The organism is Paraflavitalea soli, from assembly GCF_003555545.1.
Classification (GTDB): domain Bacteria; phylum Bacteroidota; class Bacteroidia; order Chitinophagales; family Chitinophagaceae; genus Paraflavitalea; species Paraflavitalea soli.
In genome coordinates this window covers 4,084,733-4,103,726 of record NZ_CP032157.1, presented here as the reverse complement: position 1 = coordinate 4,103,726, position 18,994 = coordinate 4,084,733, and the positions used below count along the sequence as shown (strand labels likewise).

Sequence of the window (18,994 nt, the reverse complement as noted above, 5' to 3'; positions counted from 1 at the left end):
CATTCATGAGAAAATCAATGCTCGTTCCATTGGCCTTGCTGATGGCATTATCTGCAACCAGCCAGACCAGCCCCGGTACTGCACTAACCGTCGAAAAGATCATGCGCGATCCCAAATGGATTGGTACTTCTCCTTCCGAACCCGAATGGTCATGGGATAGTAAGTACCTCCTGTTCAGCTGGAATCCCGAAAAAGCAGTGTCCGATTCTACCTGGTTCATAACTACCACCGCCCTCACACCCCAAAAGACGACCTGGGCCTTCAGGCAGGACCTGCTCGATGAAAGCAGTGTACGCTACAACAACAAGCGCACCCATTACGTATTTACCCGCCAGGGCGATGTCTACCTGGCCGATGTAAAGACCGGTCTGCAGCGGCCCGTTACCCTCACCACAGAATTTGAGAGCAATCCCCTGTTCTCTTTCAACGATAATAAAATAGTATACACCCGTGGCAACAATGTGTATGCCTGGGATATCACTACAGGTACTACCACCCAGCTCACCAATTTTCAACAAGGGGGTGTTTCTGCACCCGTCACAGTGGCTCCCCAGCGCGGCGGTGGTCAGGGCGGGGGAGGAGGCTTCCGCGGAAGCAGGGCCGCCGCCACTGGCAATCCCCAGGAAAAATGGTTACAGGAAGAAGCGCTCGACAACTCACTGGTACTGCAAAGCCGGAAAGAAAAACGTGAACTGGCCGACTCTATGCGCAAGGCATTACCCAAGGAAAAAACCTTACGCACCATCAGCACAGAAGATAAATCCCTCTTTGGAACTGCTATCAGCGCCGATGGACGATTTATCAGCTACCGGTTGATAAAGACCGCTACCGGCGGCAAGAACACCATTGTGCCCAACTATGTAACCGAAAGCGGATTTACAGAAGATATCCCCGGCCGTACCAAAGTAGGCACGCCCCAAAGTACCCAGGAATTCTTTGTCTTCGATACCATGAAAGACACCGTTTTCCTGGTGAAAACAGATTCCATACCCGGTATCAGGGACCTGCCCGATTATGCAAAGGATTATCCCGCCACCTATGCCGAAAAAACAAAGAACCCTCCTGTAAGACCTGTTAGTTTTCAAAACGCATCCTGGTCCCCCAACGGAGCATATGCCGTAGTAGAGATCCGGTCACAGGACAACAAAGACCGCTGGCTGATGCTCCTCGACGGACCTACCGGTAAACTTTCCCTGCTCGATCGCCAGCGCGACGAAGCCTGGATAGGTGGCCCCGGCACCAGCGGCTTTGGTAGTTTCAATACCGGCTGGATAGATGCTGCTACCTTCTGGTTCCAGTCTGAGGCCACCGGCTATTCCCACCTCTACACCATCAATGTGCAAACCAAAGAGAAGAAGGCACTGACCAGCGGTAAATATGAAGTTCAACGCGCCATCCTCTCCAAAGACAAAAAATATTTCTACCTCACCACCAATGAGGTGCACCCCGGTGAACAACATTTCTACCGCCTGCCCGTAAATGGCGGCAAGGCAGAACGTATTACCACCATGACAGGCGCCAACCAGGTGACCCTTTCTCCCGATGAAAAATGGCTGGCCATCCTCTATTCTTACAGCAATAAGCCCTGGGAACTTTACCTCCAGGAAAACAAACCCGGCGGTAAGATCCGGCAGATCACTACTGCCGCCCAATCCGAAGAGTTTAAAGCCTATGCCTGGAAAGATCCGGAAGTGATTACCTTCAAAGCCAAAGATGGCGCAGAAGTATATGCCCGTTTATTCCGTCCCGCACAGCCACATCCTTCCAAACCAGCCGTCATATTTGTACATGGCGCCGGCTACCTCCAGAATGCCCATAAATGGTGGAGCAGCTACTTTCGCGAATTCATGTTCCACAACATGCTCGCCGATCAGGGTTATACCGTATTGGACATCGACTACCGGGGCAGTGCCGGTTATGGCCGCGACTGGCGCACCGGCATCTACCGCCATATGGGTGGCAAAGACCTGAGCGATCAGGTAGACGGAGCTAAATACCTCGTAGAAAAACTGGGCGTTGATCCTAAGCACATCGGCTTATACGGAGGATCTTATGGTGGCTTTATTACCCTGATGGCCATGTTCAATGAACCCGAAACATTTGCAGCCGGCGGCGCCCTGCGCTCTGTTACTGACTGGGCACACTATAATCATGGCTATACCGCCAATATCCTCAATGAGCCCTTCAATGACAGCCTGGCATACCAGCGCAGTTCCCCCATCAATTTTGCCGCTGGCCTCAAAGGACACCTTTTAATGTGTCATGGTATGGTAGATGTAAATGTCCACTTCCAGGATATTGTGCGCATCTCCCAAAAACTCATTGAGCTGGGTAAGGACAACTGGGAATTGGCTGTTTACCCCATGGAAGACCACGGATTTGTAGAGCCCAGCAGCTGGACCGATGAATACAAGCGTATCTATAAGCTCTTCGAGACACACCTGAAAAAATAAATAATGGTAATTAAAGTAAAGGTGGGCCGCTTTAGGGAAGCGGTCCACCTTTACTTTTTTTGAGCAGTTTAAAAAGTTCATCCCGCCAACGCAAGGAAAGCCCTTTTTTTTCGTTTGTTGTTTGCTGAACAAGCGCCATTTTGTGCATGCTACAACGGTTTACCATTGTTAGAACCTTGGATGGCTGGCATAATCTTGCATAATCGGCGTAATTTTCAATAAATTGCGCAAACGTTTGTTCTGTCGGAGAAAGCTGTCTGAATATTTTCAGGAACTCCGGTCAAAAGAACCCGAAACGCAAAACCAGAAACTCGAAACCTAATTATATGTGTGGAATTGTAGCCTATATCGGTCCTAAAGAAGCATATCCTGTTATCCTCAAAGGTTTAAAACGATTGGAATATCGTGGATACGATAGCTCCGGTGTGGCACTCCTGAATAGCGGCCTGAAGGTGTACAAGAAAAAAGGTAAAGTAGCAGAACTCGAAGAAAGCCTCGTAGGGAAAGACCTGCATGCCAATGCCGGCATTGGTCACACACGATGGGCTACCCATGGTGAACCCAGCGACCGCAACGCGCACCCACATATCTCTGCCAACGGAAAACTGGCCATGATCCACAATGGCATTATCGAAAACTATACACAACTGAAAGGCGAACTCCAGAAAAAGGGGTACACCTTTTCCAGCGATACAGATACCGAAGTCCTTCTCAAGTTTATTGAGGACATTCAGCTTAACAACGACTGCGGACTGGAAGAAGCCGTACGCATCGCCCTGAAACGCGTTACAGGCGCCTATGTGATCGTATTGATCGATCAGGACAATCCCGATACATTGATTGCAGCCCGCAAAGGAAGCCCCCTGGTGATCGGCATTGGCAAGGGAGAGCATTTCCTGGCCTCCGATGCTTCTCCCATTATTGAGTATACCAAAGAAGTAGTGTACATTAATGACTATGAGCTGGCGATCATCCGTCCCGATGAGCTCATCCTCAAAAACCTGGGAAATGAAAAGGTAACTCCTTTCATCACAAAGCTCGATATGGAACTCGCCGCTATTGAAAAAAGCGGTTACGACCATTTCATGCTCAAAGAAATATTTGAACAGCCGCACACCATTTTCGATTGCCTTCGTGGTCGCCTCGATGCTGCTGCCGGAACCATCACCATGGCAGGTGTTCAGAACAATATTGAACAGCTTAAAAATGCTTCCCGCATTATCATTGTGGCCTGCGGCACCAGCTGGCATGCCGGGCTGGTAGCAGAATACGTAATAGAAGAACTCTGCCGCATTCCCGTGGAGGTCGAATATGCCTCCGAATTCCGTTACCGCAACCCTGTTATTCATAAAGGCGATGTCATCATTGCCGTATCACAAAGCGGAGAGACCGCAGATACCCTGGTGGCTATTGAAAAAGCCAAAGAACAGGGCGCCACCATTTTTGGGGTGGTCAATGTGGTCGGCTCATCCATTGCCCGTATCTCCCACGCAGGCGCCTATACCCATGCAGGCCCGGAGATTGGCGTGGCCAGCACCAAAGCTTTCACAGCCCAGGTGGTCGTGCTCACCATGATAGCCCTCAAAATTGCCCATGAAAAAGGCAGCATAGATAACAAACGGTTTATGCATTTGCTCAATGAGCTGCAGGAAATCCCCGAGAAAGTGCCCGCTGCCCTGAAAGACAGCGAAGCCATCCGTAAACTGGCCGAAAAATACAAAGACGCCAAAGACTTCCTGTACCTGGGTCGTGGATACAATTTCCCCATCGCCCTTGAAGGCGCCCTCAAATTAAAAGAGATCTCCTATATACACGCCGAAGGCTATCCCGCTGCTGAAATGAAGCACGGCCCCATCGCCCTGGTAGATGAAACCCTGCCCGTTGTTTTTGTAGCCACCAAAGATTCCTACCACGAAAAGATCGTGAGCAATATCCAGGAGATCAAGGCCCGCAAAGGCAAGGTCATTGCCGTCATTACCGAAGGCGATGAGATCATCAGCAAAATGGCCGATGATGTCATTGTTGTACCTGCAGCCGACGAACTCATGGCCCCCCTGCTCAGCGTCATTCCATTGCAACTCCTGGCCTATTATATTGGTGTAGCCAAAGGACTGGATGTTGATAAACCGAGAAACCTGGCAAAGAGTGTAACAGTAGAATAACTGCTCGCAGCTCATGGCTCGCAGCTCGTAGCTTGCAGCTTAACCAGTAACAAGATCAGCTATGAATGTTATTAAGAAAAGCCCTTTACATACTTTAGGGTATCACTTTATTCCTGCGGAATACATTCCCAAAGGAAAAGATGAATATTACCTGCGCAACCAGCAAAATGAGAACGGTATTCATTACCGGCAGCTCACCGCCTACGAAATTGAAGTGCTGGTCCGCAACCGCAATACCTCTGACAACTGGAACCATATCCTCGTATCCAATGCCTTCAATCCTGAGTTGGTGCAGAATTGTAAGTTCTTTGGCCTCGTGCGCATAGGCAAACTGGAACCCTATTACCTGGAGTTTCATAACCTGCGCCGGCCGGTTGGCCTCTACAACAGTACCATTATCAGTTGCGACTTTGGTGACAATGTGGTCGTAGATAATGTCAACTTCATATCACACTATATTACCGGCAGTGAGGTCATCCTGGTCAATGTCAATGAAATTGATGCCACCGACCATGCCAAGTTTGGTAATGGTATCCTTAAAGAGGGCGAGGAAGAAAATATACGCATCTGGATGGAAGTGTGCAATGAGAACGGAGGCCGCCGCATCATTCCTTTCGATGGCATGTTGCCCGGCGATGCCTGGTTATGGACCCAGTTCCGCGATGATACCCTGCTGCAGGATAAACTAAAACTGTTTACCCAGCAAAGATTTGATACCCGCCGCGGTTATTACGGTTCCATTGGCGATCGCACCGTCATTAAAAATTGCCGCATCGTGAAAGATGTGAATGTTGGTTCTGATGCCTACATCAAGGGTGCCAACAAGATCAAGAATGTGACCATCAATTCTTCCGCCGAAGCTCCCACCCAGGTAGGAGAGGGGTGCGAACTGGTAAATGGTATCATTGGTTATGGCTGCCGCCTGTTCTACGGCGTTAAAGCAGTCCGCTTCTTCCTGGCTTCCCACTCCCAGTTGAAGTATGGCGCCCGGTTGATCAATTCCTATTTAGGCGACAACTCCACCATATCCTGTTGCGAAGTGCTCAATTCCCTGATCTATCCGGCACATGAACAACACCACAACAACTCTTTCCTTTGCGCTGCCCTCGTACAGGGCCAAAGCAATATGGCCGCAGGAGCCACCATTGGCTCCAACCACAATTCCCGCAGCCCCGATGGCGAATTGATAGCAGGGCGTGGATTCTGGCCCGGCCTCTGCGTTAGCATCAAACACAATTCACGGTTTGCCACTTTTACCATCCTGGCCAAAGGCGACTTTCCCGTGGAGCTCGATATCCCCTTGCCATTTTCCCTCGTAAGTAATGATGTTACCAACAATCGCCTTGTGGTAATGCCTGCTTACTGGTTCCTGTACAATATGTACGCACTCGCCCGCAATTCCTGGAAGTATGTGGACCGCGATAAAAGGATCGATAAAACGCAGCACATAGAATTCAACTTCCTGGCTCCTGACTCTGTAAATGAGATCATACAGGCACTTTCCCTCTTGCAACTATACACTGGCAAAGCATGGCTTACAAGAGAAGGCAACCACAAAAAATTAACGAAAGAAGACATTACTGCCATCGGCAAAAAACTGCTCGATAATAATGATCCTGTAGTACGTGAGCTGGAAATACTGGCCGAAGGTTTTGAAAATAGTACCCGTCCCGTAGTACTCATTAAAGTGCCCGCAGCTTACCGTATTTTCAGAGAGCTCGTGGCTTATTATGCAGTACAGCAACTGTTGGATCACACCCATCGTAATAATATCAGATCACTCGATCAGTTAACAGATTCTTTACCTGCAAAACCCCAGGTTGCTCCCTGGATAAATGCAGGTGGCCAGCTGATCGAACGTGCTGCCCTCGATAAACTCATCAAACAGATCCACACCGGCCGTGTTAAAAGCTGGAAAGATATCCACGCCTTTTATGAACAGCAGTCGCAGAGCTATCCACAGGAAAAATTGTCCCATGCCTTGGCTGCTTTAAAAGAAGTACACGGCATCAACCTCAAAAAGGCAACGGGCCCCATCCTGCAACAACTCTTGCAGCAAAGCATCAGTACCAAAGAATGGATGGTAAAAGGTATCTACGATTCACGTGCGAAGGATTACAACAATCCTTTCCGTAAAATGGTCTACGAAACCACAGCAGCTATGAATAAAGTGGTGGGAAAACTATCTGATAATACCTTTATCAAACAAGAGCAAGCCGGCCTGGAAGCCTATAAAAAAACAATTCAACAACTCTCTAAAAAATGGCAGCTGGGTAAAGAACTGAAAATGGCTTAATCTAATAGCAAACGGCTCACAGCTCGGGGCTTCTTCACGCATTCCCTTCAAACCTGGCTGCGAGCTCATCCACTGTATTTTCCACTCCATAAAAGGATGCCAACCTCCGTATCACTCCCTCCACCAATGCATCCGGGCAGGATGCTCCGCTGGTGATGAGTATGCGCACAGGCTCCTGTGCCCGGAGATAATCGTTAGACACTATTTCTTGTTTAGTGTGGTAATTGTAATGCAGGATATCCTTGCCGGAGAGCAGCTTTTCTTCTGAGTTGATAAAATACGTAGGCAGTTTTTCTTCACACAGTTCTACCAGGTGTGTCGTATTGGAAGAGTTATAACCACCTACTACGATCGCCAGGTCGGCGGCTGTGTGCAACATATGCGTAATGGCCGTTTGGTTATCATTCGTGGCATAGCACAACGTATCCCGCGTATCTGCAAACCGGTCCCCAATATTGGCATCTGTCAGCGCATAATGCTGCCGCATTGTTTGCTTGAGATAATCTGCGATCGCCTGCGTGTCCGTAGCCAGTTGCGTTGTCTGGTTCACTACTCCGATCCGTTGCAGGTCTTTCGTTACATCAAAGCCCACTGAATACCGGCCGGCAAATTCAGTATAAAAGCCAGCTGCTTCCTTCTCTCCTGTAATGTATTGTCCCAGTAAAAGCGTTTCCTGCATATCATTCACGATCACAGAAGGCGCATTTTGGGCAGCATGCGAAAAAGTCGCCCTCGTTTCTTCATGTTTCGGTTTACCATGGATCACGATCGTATAGCCTTTCTTCGCTATTTGGTCACTGCGGTTCCATACCTTCTCCACAAATGGACAGGTCGTATTGTATTTTTCAGTGGGAATGCCCAAGTTGTTAAGCTTTTCTTCAATCTCCAGCGTAGTGCCAAAGGCCGGGATGATCACCACATCATCTGGTCTCAGTTCTTCAAAAGCGATCAATTGCTTACCATACGTGTCCTGTAAGAACTGTACTCCTCTTGCCTGCAGATCGGCATTCACTTGTGGATTGTGGATCATTTCACTCAACAGGAAGATACGTTTGCCTGGATTTTCTTCGATCGTACGGAAAGATATTTCAATAGCATTCTCCACCCCATAGCAAAACCCAAAATGGCGCGCCAGGTAAATATGCAAAGCGCCCAGGTCCAACAGCGTAGGGGTGAAATCTTTTTTCATCTTATCCCCTGCCTTCCGTTTATTTTTAATAGCATTGATCAGCGGGCTGCGATAGATGATGGGGACGTTGAATGTTTTCATCCCTGCAAAGGTACAAAGTTGCCGTCGAATGCGCCATATACCGGCAGAAGCTATATATTCGTATCGTTTCCAACCTATAATGATTTTATGCTGAGACGCTTTACACCTGTAGCCTGGAGCACTGATACCAATATTTATGAAGTCAACATCCGTCAATATACCCCGGAAGGAACTTTTGCAGCCTTTGCTCAGCACCTTCCCAGGCTGGCCGATATGGGCGTAGAGGTCCTTTGGTTCATGCCCATTACCCCCATCAGCAAGGCCGGCCGCAAAGGCACGATGGGCAGCTATTATGCCTGTTCCGATTATGGCACCACCAATCCCGAATTCGGTACCGTAGCCGATTTCAAAAACCTCGTACAGCAGGCCCATGCTGCCGGCATGAAGGTCATCATTGACTGGGTGGCCAACCATACTGGCCTTGATCATATTTGGACCAGCACCCATCCCGAATATTATAAAAAAGACATCGACGGTAAGTTCTATGATACCCATGGCTGGGATGATGTGATCGACTTGAATTATTACGATCAACCCATGCGGCAGGCAATGATCGCCGATATGGATTTCTGGATCAGGGAATGCAATATAGATGGCTTCCGTTGCGATATGGCCCACCTCGTGCCCCTGGATTTCTGGCGGCAGGCGCGCACTGCCCTCGATCCCATAAAACCCTTATTCTGGCTCGCCGAAACAGAAGACCTGCTCTACCTCGATGTATTTGACACCTGCTATGCCTGGCGCTGGATGCACCAAACCGAAAAGTTCAGCAAAGGCCAGGTAAGCCTCCAGAGCCTGGATGATCTCCTGCAAATGTACCTGCAGGAGTTTCCCACCGGCACCTGTCCTTTATTCTTTACCGCCAATCACGACGAAAACAGCTGGAATGGCACCGAGTATGAGAAGTACGATGGCGCTGCCAGGCCCCTGGCCGTTTTCAATGCTACCTGGTTCGGCATCCCGTTGATGTACAGCGGACAGGAATTGCCTAACCTCAAGCGCCTGAAGTTTTTCGATAAAGACCCTATTGAGTGGACAGGCCGCAACCAGCTCCACGATTTTTATAAAGTACTCAATCGGCTGCGCAAACAACATCCTGCTATCAATACCGCCAGCGCCACACAACCCATCCGGTTGGCAACTACTCAAAACGAACGGATATTCGTTTTCCTGCGGCGGTATGAGAACAGGCAATTGCTCGTATTATTGAATCTCTCCCCGCAGCCCGCCTCCATCCAGTTACCGGATGGTCAGGTGCAGGGCTCCTTTACCAACATCTTTGATAATAGTCTCTTTACCATTACTCCACAATCTACCATCGACCTCAAAGCCTGGGATTACCTCGTTTTGACCGATCAATAGACTAAACCTGTCACCCTGAGCTTGTCGAAGGGTGGGTCGCCCTCTAAGGGCGGCTCACCCTGATCTAAAGGAGCTTGTCGAAGGGTAAAAGCAAAAGGGTGGGTCGCCTTCTCAAAGGCGGCTCACCCTTTTGCCAATAAAGCGGCGGGGCTCCTTTTGAGAGCCCCGCCGCACCTTTATTATGATGAAAGCTTAATTCGCGTTGTTCATCGGGATCACAATCGGATATATACCCTCATAACCAGGATACATCCCTTCCACTTTTACACTGCTACCTGCACTTTCCAGTACCTTGCGGAATTCATCAACCGTTTTCACTTCCTTGCCGTCCGCTTTTACGATCACATATCCTTCCTGTACACGCACCTTGCTCAGGGCTCCTTTACCACTGATGCCTTTGATCACCACGCCGCCGGCTACACCCAGGCTTTTCGCATCTTCCTTGCTCAGCGTTTCCAGTTCTGCACCCAGTTTGTCCAATACGGAAGTACGTACAATGTCCGTAGAGCCGGTTGCATTGCGCAGCGTTACAGCAGTGGTCTGCTCCTTGCCATCACGTTTATAGGAAATATTTACTTTATCGCCGGGACGGTAAGTAGCGATCTGTCCTACCATATCAGCACCGCTTACGACCGGTACACCATTGATCTTGGTAATGATATCACCTTTCTTGATACCGGCAGCAGCCGCTGCGCCTTCAGTACGTGCATTCAATACATATACACCTTCTCCTTCTTTGATGCCGTTCTGTTCTTTCACTTCATCACTCAGGTTCTCACGGGGATATTCAATACCCAGGTAAGCCCTTTGTACCGTACCATGCTTCATCAGGTCCGCTACTATTTTCTTAACAATATTCACCGGGATCGTAAAGGAATAACCCGCATAGGCCCCTGTGGGAGAAGCAATGGCCGAGTTGATACCGATCAGCTTGCCGTCTGTGTTGATCAGCGGACCACCACTATTACCGGGGTTTACCGCAGCATCCGTTTGAATAAAGGATTCTACCGGTGTACGGCTCTGACGGCTGTTGATGTCCAGCGTTCTGCCTTTGGCGCTCACGATACCCGCTGTAACCGTAGTCTCCAGCGTTAAAGGATAACCTACAGCCAATACCCACTGTCCTACTTTTACTTCGTCAGAGTTGCCATAGATCAGGAAAGGAAGACCTTTCGCTTCTACTTTGATTACAGCCAGGTCACTGCTGGGATCAGCAGCTACCAGTTTGGCTTTGAAAGATTTTTTATTGTTCAGCGTCACATTGATCTCATCGGCGCCCTCTACCACGTGATTGTTCGTAACAATGTAGCCATCCTCGCTGATGATAGCACCCGAGCCGGAGGCCATTTGAGGAACAGACCGCATACGATCACCAAATACATCATCCAGGTCCATGTCAAACAGGTCGCCGAATGGGCTCCTGCGCGGCAGGTTATTGCTGGCCGTACGCGTAGCTTTTGTTTTAATATGCACCGTGGCCGGTATCGCCGCATTGGCCGCTGGCACAAAGTCTGCCGGCGCATTCGTCAATCCTTTAAAATCCGCATAATTGGCCGGGATCTTACCGCTGTCATTATTGTCATTCTGGTAAACATAGGTGTCCTGTTTTGCATACCGTTGGTAGCCCCACATCGTAGCAAACGTTGTCGCAGCACTCAACAACACAATAGCTGCTATCTGTTTAAACTTCATATACTGTGTGATTTTATTTTTTGCTGGTGAAAAAATACAAATTCAAATTACATGCCCGGTCACAACAAATTAACACCACAAAACCTATAAGGATCATACCGGGGGTCCGGTTTAACAATTAATTTACTAAAGTCTTCGTACTTGGTGATACAAATTTAAAACATAAACTCGGAAATTCAACCAGTTAGGTGATCCAAAACTGCACGATGATCACAAAAGTCAAACCTTTTCTTGCCCCCTCATCTTCCCGACTTTTTGACTTTCCGGGCTTCCGCTTTTTCCGACTTTCCGTCTTCCCGCCTGCCATTCTTTCCTCATGCCGGCTTCCGGCTTTTTGGCTTCCGGATGATAGATTTACAGCGACATCAAAAATTCCATCGTATCCACACCGTCAGCATAGTCCGTTAGTCCGGGTTGTTGCGCCTGGCCAAAAGGAAGCCATTTTTTGCCCACCACACATTGAATATCGGCGTTTTCCAGTAAAGAAGCCGCCGTAGCCTGCTCATCCTTGTAAAATGTGTAATGCAACTGGCTGATGGGGGAGAAAGGCGATCCGTTCTCGTGCAGGATAATACTCCCGTTCGTCATATAATATTGCTTATTCAGGATCAGGATAGCCAGCTGGTAATCATAATTGTTCTTGTACTTGTGGTGATCAGCCAGCTCAGTGTATTTCCTGAACGTTTCCAATAGGGGTACAAAATCGTAGTCCTGCGGTACATACAATTGCGTCACATTCCGGCAGCCCAACCCAAAATACTGGTATACATCATCCGCCAGCAAGGCCAGCTCTTCCACCGTTTCATTCCCATCCAGGATCGCTACCGAAGTACGGTTGCGCCGGATAATATGCGGAAATTTCGCAAAGTAATAGTCAAAATAACGGGCCGAATTATTACTGCCCGTGGCAATATAGGCATCACACCCTTTCAACATCGGCTGCAGTCCGATCAGTGCCTGCGTAGCAGGCTCCCAGCCATGCAATTGCTCCACCAGGTGCCGTATCAGTACTTCGTCCTTCGACGAAGGTTTGATCGTTTGCCGGTGCCCACTCAGGAATACACTCAGGAAGTCGTGAAAACCCACCAGCGGTATATTGCCCGCCATTACAATGCCTACGTTTTTAGGATGCGCATTCTCCGCCGGAATACCGTATTGTGTCGCCCAGGCCAATAAGGCAGCCGGGTTTAAATAAGCATTGGCAATGCTATTGGCCGACAATTCTATAAAGGCAGGCGTAAACCAGCCATTTTCACGAAAAGCCTTTTCCTTGGCCGCTGCCCATTGATTATCAGTAGATAAAATATATTCGCCCAACCGCTTCAGTAAATCTATACGTTGTTGTAAATTCATTACAGCTTATATTTGTCGTGCAAAATAACTGTATTCGATCCATTAAAATTCAAGCAATATATGTCTATTAAAATAACAGAAGAATGTATCAATTGCGGCGCCTGCGAACCAGAATGCCCCAATAATGCTATCTATGAAGGAGGTGTTGAATGGGCTATTACCGATGGTACCAATGTAAAAGGCCCTTTTACCCTTCTCGATGGGAGCGTAGTGGATGCAGACCAGCGTTTTGCACCCATTAGCGTCGATATGTACTATATCACTCCCAACAAATGCACTGAATGCCAGGGTTTTCACGAAGAACCCCAGTGTGCCGCCGTTTGTCCGGTGGATTGCTGCGTACCCGATGAAATGTACCAGGAAACCGTCGATGAGCTTCTGGCCAAAAAAGAAAAGATGCACCTTTAAGTGCATTGTGCATAAGTAACCCTTCCGGAATTTGGAACAGGGTGTTTTTAAATCGTAACTTAACAGTATTCAAATAGTAAATGTAGTCCGAGTACTACTTCAAGCAGGCGGGTGATATTTCCCGTTGTAGAAAGGTGAAGTGACAAACGTCCTTCACCTTTCCGATTTTTACGCCGTTCTGCTACCCAAAAGCAGTTCGAAGCAAACGGCTCACAGCTTGTTGCTCGCAGCTTTTTCGCCGCACACTTACCGGCCAAATCTGCACACTTATACACCCAAACTGCGCACTTATTGGTTTGTCCTTTGCCGTTTGAAAATTTAGTCCTTACTTCACAACAACGAAAACGCCAATTTTGCCCCTGGCGGGCGGGCAGTTCGGAATCTTTTTTTGCTTAACCAAATACTGTGATCAATGCCACCGAACTGATCACCGGAACCCAAACCTTCTGTCTGTGAAAAAGCCCTGGCTATTTATATTGCTTCTGAATCTTGTCTGCCTGCAACAAGCAGCAGCCCAGGAACCTGCTTCCTTCACTGATAAGATCCTTAATTTTCCTGCCCGCTTTAATGAGCGAATTCAAAAAAAGACCGATAAGCTCGAAGAACAGCTTACCCGGCAAACCGAAAAATACCTCCAGCGGCTCGCCAGGAAAGAAGAGAAACTCAGAAAGAAATTAATGAAGACCGATTCCACTGCCGCCAAACAACTCTTTGATGGCAGTGCTGAACAATACGCCAAACTTTCCGAACAACTTAAGAGCCCCACCGCCATCACCGGACGTGTAGGTGGCCAATACATGCCCTACGTAGACTCATTGAAAACATCCCTTGCATTTCTGCAGCAAAACAGCGGCCTCCTCAATTCCGAAGAAGCCAAAAAGATCACTGGTTCCCTGCAACAGGTAAATCAATTACAAGGCAAGCTACAGCAAAGTGAGCAGGTCAAGGCTTTTATCAGGCAGCGCAAAGAACAGATCAAAGCCACCCTTAGCCGGTATACCACACTTCCCAAAGGCCTCACCAAAGAATACCAGGCTTTCAATAAAGAACTTTTTTATTACTCCCAGCAGGTACAGGAATACAAGGACATGCTGAACGATCCTGACAAACTATTGACAAAATCTTTGTCCCTGCTCAATAAACTGCCCGCTTTCCAATCTTTCATGCAACAGCATTCTGAGCTGGCTGGATTGTTTGCCGTGCCTGCCGGTTATGGCACCAACCAAAGCCTGGCTGGTTTGCAAACCCGTAGCCAGGTACAGCAGCTTATGCAAAACCAATTGGCTTCCGCAGGCCCCAATGCGCAACAGATGCTGCAACAAAACCTCCAGGCTGCGCAAGCCCAGTTAAATACCCTCAAAGACAAGATCAATAAACTGGGTGGCGGCGGCGCTGATATGGATATGCCCGATTTCAAACCCAATAACCAGAAAACAAAATCATTCTGGAAAAGGCTGGAATATGGCACCAACCTGCAGACACAGAAATCCAGTAATTTCTTTCCCACTACTTCCGATCTCGGGCTCTCCGTTGGTTATAAGCTCAGCGATAAAAGCATCATTGGCCTGGGCGGCAGCTATAAGGTAGGGTGGGGCAAAGACATCCGCAACATCAATATCAGCAGCCAGGGCGCAGGCCTGCGTTCCTTCCTCGATGTAAAACTCAAAGGCAGCTTCTTTGCCTCCGGCGGGTTTGAATACAATTACCAGCCACTATCCTATACCCAAACACTAACTCCCCAGGATCAGCAACGTGCTGAGGAATGGCAGCAAAGTGGCCTGGTAGGTATCAGCAAGATCATCTCTCTCAAGAGCAAAGCATTCAAGAAAACAAAAGTTCAGTTGCTGTGGGATATCCTCAGCTACCAGCAGGTGCCCAAAGCACAGGCCCTGAAATTTAGGGTAGGATATAGTTTTTAGCACTATTTCATCCTGATAACTATCAGGACTCGCTTTCTTCCATGCCTCCCAACGCGACCTTCCCACTTTGATCCCTGTTCCTTCCGTACTACATCCATAGTAAAGGCGCATTTTCATAAACATTGACACCATTCCAACCTCTCAATCACCCTCAAGCCAATAATAAGTAATTAATAATCAATTATGTACTGCTAATACCTGGCACCTTATAGCTAATACCTTGTTCTCCTACCCCTTAGTCATTCCGGTCAATATTGTCATTCCGGTCATTATTGTCATTTTGGTCATTATTGGTCATTATAGTCATTTCGGTCACCCTTATCCCAAAATCAACAAATCATCAGTAAATTTAATTATTCAAATCATCACTGCTATGGCCGAAGTATTGGGACCTTTATTTTTCGAGTGTACCTGGGACGACCTCACCTTCTACAAGATGGAGGGCCGCTACTTCGTACGCAAGAAAAGCCGCCTTACCCGCGAGAAGGTCCTCCATCACCCTGCTTTTGCCAAAACCAGGTTCTATGCCAACCGGCTGGCCGTGGCTTCTAAGATCGCTGCTGCCATTTACAGCGACCTGCCCCTCCACTGGCGACAGTTCTGGATGTACCGCGACTTCACCGGCGAAGCCATCAATAGGCTCAACCAGGAAGCCACCCCGCAGGAAGCTTATGATTACCTCTGGAAAACTTATGTAGAGTATTGGGTGCTGTACCAACAGGCTACCGGCATCCCCTTGCAAACCGGCCGAAAACAACAGCCCGTCAAAAGACCAAAGGATTACAAAACCCGCATCAGGCACCGCAACAGCAATCCCAAATGCTGCCGCTACCGCCGCCTCATTGGCCGCAACCATTGGAAAAGCAGTTATGACAACACCGCCGAGCTCCTCGAAAAGGAGCGCAAACGCCTGGCCCGCGAAAAGAAACGGCAATGGCTCGAAGACCAGCACCGCAAAGGCCGCTACAAAGCCCGGGAAGAACGCTGGCGTAAAATGCAGGCCAAACTATTGGAACTCCCACCGGAAATCCGCCTAATTCTACAATCCGCGTAATCCGCGTTTAAAATCTGGTAATCAGCGATACTTTTTTCGTTTATTTGCTGAAAATTCGAAACTTATCAATGAAGCCTGTTATTGCCTTTGTTACCGGTGGCTATTCTACAGAAGCCGTGATCTCCTATAAAAGCGCTGTTACCATTGAAAACAACATCGATACCAGCAAATTCGAGGTCTTTAAAATCGACGTTACTACCGAAGGCTGGTGGTATGAGACCACTACAGGTCGCAAAATAGCTGTCGACCGTAGCGACTTCTCCATTACAGCTGATGGCCGTAAGGTCACTTTCGATGCCGTCCTCATTGGAATTCACGGTACCCCCGGCGAGGATGGAAAACTGCAGGGATACTTCGACCTCATGGGCATTCCCTACACTTCCTGCGACGCAGCTACCTCCGCCATCACTTTCAACAAACGCTATACGGTGGCTGTGGCGGCTTTTGCAGGCATACATGTGGCCAAATCTTTGCATATTTTCAAACATAGTCCCGTTACCCCGGCAGAAATATTAAAACAGGTCAGTCTCCCTGTATTCGTTAAGCCCAACAATGGTGGGTCCAGCATTGGCATGAGTAAAGTGTACAAAGCCGAAGACCTGGCCTCGGCCCTCGAAAAAGCTTTCCGGGAAGACGACCAGCTCCTGATCGAAGAGTTTATTGCTGGCAGGGAATTTACAGTAGGTGTATTCAAAACCACCGAAGGCATCATTGTATTGCCGATCACTGAAGTAGCAACCGATAAGGATTTCTTCGATTATGAGGCCAAATACCAGGGTAAAAGCACCGAAACGACCCCGGCGAAGATAGAAGAGCACATGGCCGATATTATTCGCAAAACCGCACGGAAGGTCTATGAAGTGTTCAACTGTCGCGGTGTAGTACGTATTGATTTTATTTACAATGAGGCCAAAAATGCGCCTTATATGCTGGAGATCAATACTGTGCCCGGCCAAAGCGAAGCCAGCATAGTACCTCAGCAGGTGCAGGTAATGGGTTGGAGCCTCAAGGATTTTTATTCCTCCCTCATCGAAGATGCCCTCGACCGTGGAAAAAAGAAATAATTTGTTGCGAGGCAACAACAAAGGATAGCAATTAACTAATAGAAAGGAAGTTTAGACCGCGGTAGCCATTCTGTATTCTAAATTCTGTATTCTGAATTCTAAACGCTGTATTTCCAATGTTCAAATTCATTACCAAACGACCCCTCTGGCAGAATATCCTTTTTGCTATCGTACTGGTCATCATCATATTATTCCTTTTCCTCCAGTCCCTCAACCTGTTAACCAGGCATGGCGATACCCTCGTTATCCCTACTGTTACCGGCAAGTCTTTTGAAGAGGCTAAAAAAATACTCGAAAGCCAGGGGTTTGATGTGCAGATCCAGGATTCCGTGTACAACGATACCGCCAAAGCCCTGGCCGTGCTGCGCCAGTTTCCCGAGGGGGAGGATATCGTAAAGGTCAACCGTACCGTGTACCTCACCATCAACAGGGCTGTAGCTCCCGAGATTGAAATGCCAAACCTGGAAGGACTCACTTTTCGAAGCGCTGAAATTGCCTTGAAACAATACAACCTTAAGCTCCAGGATACTTCTTATGTGCGCGACATGGCTAAGAACGCAGTGCTCGAGCAACATTATAATGGCAAGCGTATAAAGCCCGGTACACGCCTTCCCATGGGTAGTGGTATTTCCCTCGTATTAGGCAGTGGTTTGGGAAATGAAGAATTTCCCGTACCCGATCTCATCGGCAAAACCTATACCGAAGCCCGCGTATTGCTGGAGTCCTATGGGCTTAATCTGGGTGCAACCGCTTTTGAGCCAGGCGTGGCAGACAGTGCCAATGCCTACATCCACGAGCAACAGCCCGACGCCGTGCTCCCAGATGGCCGTATGAACATGATACGCCAGGGACAGGTGATCAACGTAAGGTTACAGGCTCAGCGTCCGCCGCCACGTGCTGTAGATACCACTTCACCGGCGCCACAACAACCGTAATAATTATCAATACCCAGTATATGCAAAATATTACAGCAGAAGAAATAAAAGCACGTATCGATGCAGGTGAATCATTGAACCTGGTCGACGTACGCGAGCCGCACGAACATGCTGATTTTAATATCGGAGGCATTTTATACCCGTTGGGAAAACTCCAGACCATGCAGGTAGATGATCTGGAACCACTCAAGGAAGAAGAGGTCATCGTTTACTGCCGCAGTGGCAACCGCAGCGGACAAGCCGCCATGATCCTCGATATGCTCGGCTTCAAGAATACCAAAAACCTCGTAGGTGGTATGATGAATTGGGAAACCAAATACGGTAGGTAATTTGCGGGTTCAAAGCTCAAACCCATTGCAATCCCTGCTGGTAATCTAGGATCGCGGAGCAATCCTGCATCCTAAATCCTAAATCCTAAATCCTACATCCTACATCCTACATCCGGAATGGTATTAGCATAGGCACACTTTGCTGGTAAGCCCTGTAAGCTGCCCCAAATTCCTGTTGCAGTTTCTTTTCTTCCCACAGCGTTCCTATCCAGGTATACACCGTAATGCTGAGGCACGTAATAAGGTAACCAAGCTCCGGGAACACCAGGAAGAACGACCACAAAGCCAGTAGCGTACCAAAATAAAGTGGGTGCCGCACATACCTGTTCAGCCCACTTGTCACAAGTTGGGCCGTTGTTTTCCGCCGGGGATACAATACATCGATCCCACTGAGATAGAAAAAATACCGGCGTATGCAGATCCCCATGATCACCAGGCCGGCAAGTGCCGGAATACCGGCCAGTAGTTGTAACCCCAGCGGCATGTGCCATAACCAATACGAGCGTATTTGCAGTTCGTAAATAACAATAGTCACCAACAGTAATAAGGCAAAGAGAGAGTATAGAAGCCGGTAATACCGGAAAAACACACCCATGCTGCGCGCTACCCAATCTTTCCACCAGGTGGCCGCCAGCAGACTATGTGTAAGCCCGAATAATCCCCAAAGCCCTGTCAGATATAGGTATGCTGTCATTTA

At 48.4% G+C, this 18,994-nt stretch carries 14 protein-coding genes; 10 read left to right on the top strand and 4 right to left on the bottom strand.

Annotated elements, in window-relative coordinates:
- Positions 1–5: 5 nt before the first annotated feature.
- The 3 genes from D3H65_RS15165 (at position 6) to D3H65_RS15155 (ending at position 6,911) form a co-directional block, all read left to right on the top strand.
- Positions 6–2,453 (top strand): S9 family peptidase, encoded by a 2,448-nt coding sequence (locus tag D3H65_RS15165; protein ID WP_119051121.1) that lies wholly within the window; start codon positions 6–8, stop codon positions 2,451–2,453.
- Positions 2,454–2,779: 326 nt separating this feature from the next.
- Positions 2,780–4,615 carry a glutamine--fructose-6-phosphate transaminase (isomerizing) gene (glmS, locus tag D3H65_RS15160; protein WP_119051120.1) on the top strand — a complete coding sequence of 612 codons (1,836 nt, stop codon included), beginning with the start codon at positions 2,780–2,782 and terminating at the stop codon, positions 4,613–4,615.
- A gap of 61 nt (positions 4,616–4,676) precedes the next feature.
- Positions 4,677–6,911: a DUF4954 family protein gene (locus D3H65_RS15155; protein ID WP_119051119.1), complete on the top strand. Its 2,235-nt coding sequence runs from the start codon at positions 4,677–4,679 to the stop codon at positions 6,909–6,911.
- 34 nt (positions 6,912–6,945) lie between these two features.
- On the opposite strand, the gene D3H65_RS15150 is transcribed toward D3H65_RS15155, so the two are convergent.
- The gene (locus tag D3H65_RS15150; protein ID WP_119051118.1) at positions 6,946–8,181 is read right to left on the bottom strand and encodes a 4-hydroxy-3-methylbut-2-enyl diphosphate reductase; all 1,236 of its coding nucleotides are present in this window, start codon (positions 8,179–8,181) and stop codon (positions 6,946–6,948) included.
- An 87-nt stretch (positions 8,182–8,268) separates the two neighbouring features.
- Here D3H65_RS15150 and D3H65_RS15145 point away from each other — a divergent pair, with 87 nt between their 5' ends.
- Positions 8,269–9,543 (top strand): alpha-amylase family glycosyl hydrolase, encoded by a 1,275-nt coding sequence (locus D3H65_RS15145; RefSeq protein ID WP_119051117.1) that lies wholly within the window; start codon positions 8,269–8,271, stop codon positions 9,541–9,543.
- Between the two features lie 192 nt (positions 9,544–9,735).
- Here D3H65_RS15145 and D3H65_RS15140 read toward each other — a convergent pair whose 3' ends face one another.
- Entirely contained in the window at positions 9,736–11,235 is a 1,500-nt protein-coding gene (locus D3H65_RS15140; protein ID WP_119051116.1) for a trypsin-like peptidase domain-containing protein, read from the bottom strand.
- Positions 11,236–11,589: 354 nt separating this feature from the next.
- Positions 11,590–12,588, bottom strand: coding sequence for an aldehyde dehydrogenase family protein (locus D3H65_RS15135; RefSeq protein WP_119051115.1), 999 nt, complete (start codon positions 12,586–12,588; stop codon positions 11,590–11,592).
- A gap of 60 nt (positions 12,589–12,648) precedes the next feature.
- Between D3H65_RS15135 and D3H65_RS15130 the strand changes: the two genes are divergently transcribed.
- The 6 genes from D3H65_RS15130 (at position 12,649) to D3H65_RS15105 (ending at position 18,297) form a co-directional block, all read left to right on the top strand.
- The gene (locus D3H65_RS15130; RefSeq protein WP_119054527.1) at positions 12,649–12,996 is read left to right on the top strand and encodes a 4Fe-4S dicluster domain-containing protein; all 348 of its coding nucleotides are present in this window, start codon (positions 12,649–12,651) and stop codon (positions 12,994–12,996) included.
- A 452-nt stretch (positions 12,997–13,448) separates the two neighbouring features.
- The gene (locus D3H65_RS15125; RefSeq protein ID WP_119051114.1) at positions 13,449–14,915 is read left to right on the top strand and encodes a hypothetical protein; all 1,467 of its coding nucleotides are present in this window, start codon (positions 13,449–13,451) and stop codon (positions 14,913–14,915) included.
- 373 nt (positions 14,916–15,288) lie between these two features.
- Positions 15,289–15,969, top strand: coding sequence for a hypothetical protein (locus D3H65_RS15120; RefSeq protein ID WP_119051113.1), 681 nt, complete (start codon positions 15,289–15,291; stop codon positions 15,967–15,969).
- 68 nt (positions 15,970–16,037) lie between these two features.
- Positions 16,038–17,033, top strand: a complete 996-nt coding sequence (locus D3H65_RS15115) for a D-alanine--D-alanine ligase (protein WP_119051112.1) — start codon at positions 16,038–16,040, stop codon at positions 17,031–17,033.
- Between the two features lie 116 nt (positions 17,034–17,149).
- Positions 17,150–17,968 (top strand): PASTA domain-containing protein, encoded by an 819-nt coding sequence (locus D3H65_RS15110; RefSeq protein ID WP_162915647.1) that lies wholly within the window; start codon positions 17,150–17,152, stop codon positions 17,966–17,968.
- A gap of 20 nt (positions 17,969–17,988) precedes the next feature.
- Complete coding sequence (locus D3H65_RS15105; protein WP_119051111.1) at positions 17,989–18,297, top strand: rhodanese-like domain-containing protein; 309 nt, start codon at positions 17,989–17,991, stop codon at positions 18,295–18,297.
- A 106-nt stretch (positions 18,298–18,403) separates the two neighbouring features.
- Here D3H65_RS15105 and D3H65_RS15100 read toward each other — a convergent pair whose 3' ends face one another.
- Complete coding sequence (locus D3H65_RS15100) at positions 18,404–18,991, bottom strand: methyltransferase family protein (protein ID WP_119051110.1); 588 nt, start codon at positions 18,989–18,991, stop codon at positions 18,404–18,406.
- Positions 18,992–18,994 lie beyond the last annotated feature (3 nt).